4 protein-coding genes and 2 pseudogenes are annotated in these 3,333 nt (G+C 42.7%); 3 read left to right on the top strand and 3 right to left on the bottom strand.

Annotated elements, in window-relative coordinates:
• The 3 genes and pseudogenes from CPT76_RS35380 to CPT76_RS41770 all read left to right on the top strand — a co-directional run.
• Positions 1–437: MFS transporter (locus CPT76_RS35380; protein ID WP_146116545.1), on the top strand; the 437-nt coding region annotated here is incomplete at its 5' end.
• Positions 438–501: 64 nt separating this feature from the next.
• Positions 502–630: pseudogene (locus CPT76_RS41765) on the top strand (helix-turn-helix domain-containing protein); the annotation flags it as partial.
• Positions 631–983: 353 nt separating this feature from the next.
• Complete coding sequence (locus tag CPT76_RS41770) at positions 984–1,394, top strand: LysR substrate-binding domain-containing protein (RefSeq protein WP_308737733.1); 411 nt, start codon at positions 984–986, stop codon at positions 1,392–1,394.
• A gap of 308 nt (positions 1,395–1,702) precedes the next feature.
• Here CPT76_RS41770 and CPT76_RS35390 read toward each other — a convergent pair.
• From CPT76_RS35390 to CPT76_RS35400, 3 genes and pseudogenes are all read right to left on the bottom strand, one after another.
• Positions 1,703–2,285 (bottom strand): annotated as a pseudogene (locus tag CPT76_RS35390) (GntT/GntP/DsdX family permease).
• Positions 2,286–2,361: 76 nt separating this feature from the next.
• On the bottom strand, positions 2,362–2,802 hold the full coding sequence (locus CPT76_RS35395) for a heme-binding protein (RefSeq protein WP_105446214.1): 441 nt from the start codon (positions 2,800–2,802) through the stop codon (positions 2,362–2,364).
• Positions 2,803–3,074: 272 nt separating this feature from the next.
• The coding region (locus CPT76_RS35400; protein ID WP_219845497.1) for an IclR family transcriptional regulator C-terminal domain-containing protein at positions 3,075–3,333 on the bottom strand (259 nt) is incomplete at its 5' end.

The raw sequence follows: 3,333 nt of genomic DNA on the forward strand, positions 1-3,333 counted from the left end.
TCTTGTTTGGGGCCGGAATCACGATTGGAAATATCATTGGTGGCAAACTGGCTGACCGTAAATTAATGCCGTCTCTCCTTGGGATACTCGTTTTGTTGGCCATCGTTTTGGCAGTATTCGCAATTACGGATCAGTATAAAGTGCCTGCTTTGATCACTATCTTTATATTGGGAATAGCTGCTTTTGGAACAGTACCGGGATTGCAGCTCCACATGCTGAATACGGCCAAAGAAGCTCCAACGCTTGCGTCGACTTTAAATATTGCAGCTTTTAACCTTGGTAATGCGCTTGGTGCATATGTCGGAGGCTTGGTTATAGATGTACAATTTGGGGGAGGACTAGCTGCTGTTCCTTGGGTTGCTTCCATCGTTACCGTTGTCGGAATTGTATTTACGCTATGGGGTGCTCAACAACAGAAAAAGAGTATTAAGGCTTGATTTACGGTAAGGGTAAGCTATGCTTACCCTTCTTCATATTTCCATAGCTAAAGGGGATGAAGCAATGGTCGATTTTGAATGGTACCGAAGTTTTATCAGCATCTATAAACATAGATCAGTATCGGAAGCAGCCAAAACAAGGCTAATGACTCAACCGGCAATGAGCCAACATCTTGCGGCATTGGAAGCCGAACTTGGCGAAAAATTATTTACCAGAACCACAAGAAAGATGGTCCCCACTGAAAAAGGGAAGGAACTTTACACACAAGTGGTTCCGTTGATCGAAGCCTTGGAAGAAACTACACAAAAATTCAAGATGGACACTTCTTTAACTATCCCTATGGTTAAGATTGGTACAGCCCATGAATATTTTCGTGAGAATTTAGCCCCCCATTTGGGAGAATTTCCGTTTCGGATTAATGCGACTTTTGGGATTGCCTCCGATATTCTTGAGTTATTAATCGAAGAAAAGCTCGACATGATTATAACGTCAAAAAAATCCCTGCCCCTGGTATCGAATATATCCATTATGTTCAGGAAGAGTTTGTGTTGGTTGCACCTTATAACTTTGAAGAAATCGATTTTGAAGATAGCGAACGTTTTGAAGCCTGGTTGTGCTCACAAGACTGGATCAGTTATGGTAGTGATCTGCCGATCATACGAAGATTTTGGAGAGAACACTTTAAGAAAAGGCCGCATATGCAAATCAAGCACGTTCTTCCGGATCTTCATTCGATTTTGACAGCAATAGAACATGGGGAGGGAATCAGTGCACTACCAACGTATATGCTTAAAAAGTCATTGCATAATAAAACCGTAAAAATAATATTTCCTCGTTTTAAGGTGACCAATGAGCTGTACCTGGCTTATCATATTAAACTTCGGAATTTACCCATGACGAAGATCATAAGTGAAGCACTGAAAGAAAATTTGCATAATGGTCACGATACGACGTGAATGAACTTCAAGGTTAACAATAACCTCAGTAATTCCACGGTTTTTAGGAATCCACATTTACGCAGGCCGTAGTATGCCAAAAGCGCGAGTAAACTGGACACAAGGATGATTAAGCCCATAGTAATAGCAGTAAATTCTCCAGCGATACCGACTAGCGGAGATATGGCAGCCCCGAGCAGGAACGGCAACAGGCCCAGGAGCGCAGACGCACTTCCAGCTATGGCCGCTATGGCTGTGAGATTCTAGGGCAAGCGAGAATGAAGTTGTAGACGTTATACCAATTGACCCGACTAAACAAAATAACGGCGCTACCAGATAGCGGTCCCCGAACCGGTTGCGACCAGGATGAGTGCAGAGGCAAGCCAAGCAAACAGGATAACATTGATATTTGCACTGGTTGCAATTTCGGCAATGGCATTGCCGACACCGCTAGTAATCAGAACTTGCTTGAATGCACCGCCAGCGCCGATGATCAGAATGATCGGAGCGATCGGAGCGAGACATTCGCTGGTGAAAGCCTCGAGCGAATCCAAGCGAGAAGAATGAGAAGACCGCAGCAATGAGCAGTGCAACGACTTCATGACCAATAATTTTGCAGATTACAGATATGGAGCTTGTGGACTCCGGATCGATAATATCGGCTGCAGAGCCGATAAGCATTAGAACCACCGGCAGAGGATCATAAACAAAGTGATGCCGAAGTCGGGCAGTCCCCGATTCGGTTTTGATTGAAAACTGCTCGGCAAGCTCTTCAGGTGGCTCGGTTCGTATCCGTTTCCCAATGAATTTACCGAACACCGGCCCGGCAAGTATCGCTGCAGGAATACGGACAAGGAACGAGTAAAGAATGATCATGCCCAGGTCTGCAGCGTAAGCTTCAATGGCAATCATCGGAGGGGGATGTGGAGACACCAAACCGTGAACAGTTGACGAAATTCATCGAGTTTAATCAAAAAACATAAGAAAATCAGTCCTCGTAAAAACGTATGAATTGCTGTAATCCTTCTACGGTAATATTATGGTCTATAATGCCAGAATAGCTAGCGACCGAAACGGAACCAACCACTCCGACATTTTTTATACGAAGCGGAAACGAACCCCCAAGTGATTTAAATTCTAAAGGAGAAAAACATGAAATGTAGGCGGAGCTTTTGTTATATTGATCAACGATCCTTTTTTTTCTGTACAACATAGGGATGCATTCAATAGATGCATTTTCCATTAGATAAGTGAAAATAGGGACGTTGTCTCGTTCGATTAGAATAGCTACTGGGTTTTTCTGTGCTTTCGCAAGATTAATAATAATCAATCCCAATTCCAGAGCATTATCGTTTGTGAAATCTGTTAGTATAAGTTCCTTTTCCAAATACTCCAAATGTTCCAGATACTCCAATTGCTCAATATTCATGTGATCCACTCCCGAAAAGGATTATGTGAACATTCTCGTTAATCATACTCAACGAATTGAAAACAAACAAAATGACCCTTAAATGTTTCTGATACAGAAACAATCATGTAGCCTTTTGTTATTCGTCCTTTAGGTGGGGAGAGTCCATTTTATTTCACGACACCAAAAGGAGCCTCCAGATTCAGGGGCTCCTTTGAAAGATGCTGTAATTACGTACTCTACAATTAGGAAGTTTTTATGGTAACAACAGTCTGAACAAGTTAGTAAATATACTAAAGGAGACTGGATATCTTAGCGCTACATTCCCTCAATTTTTTACTAACTGCCCGATCTCTTTTTCGGCTTAATCTTGCGGCAGGGCCGGATACAGCCAACGCTGCAATCACATTGTCATTATAAAATATCGGTGCAGCAACGCAGCGTAAACCCACTTCTGTTTCTTCATCATCAATAGCGTACCCTTGTTGACGGATCACATTCAGATGTTCCTTTAACAAGTGGTTGTCGTCAAAGGTTTGTTTTGTTGCCTTG

The sequence above is a fragment of the Paenibacillus sp. AR247 genome, from assembly GCF_002968895.1.
Lineage (GTDB): Bacteria > Bacillota > Bacilli > Paenibacillales > Paenibacillaceae > Paenibacillus_AQ > Paenibacillus_AQ favisporus.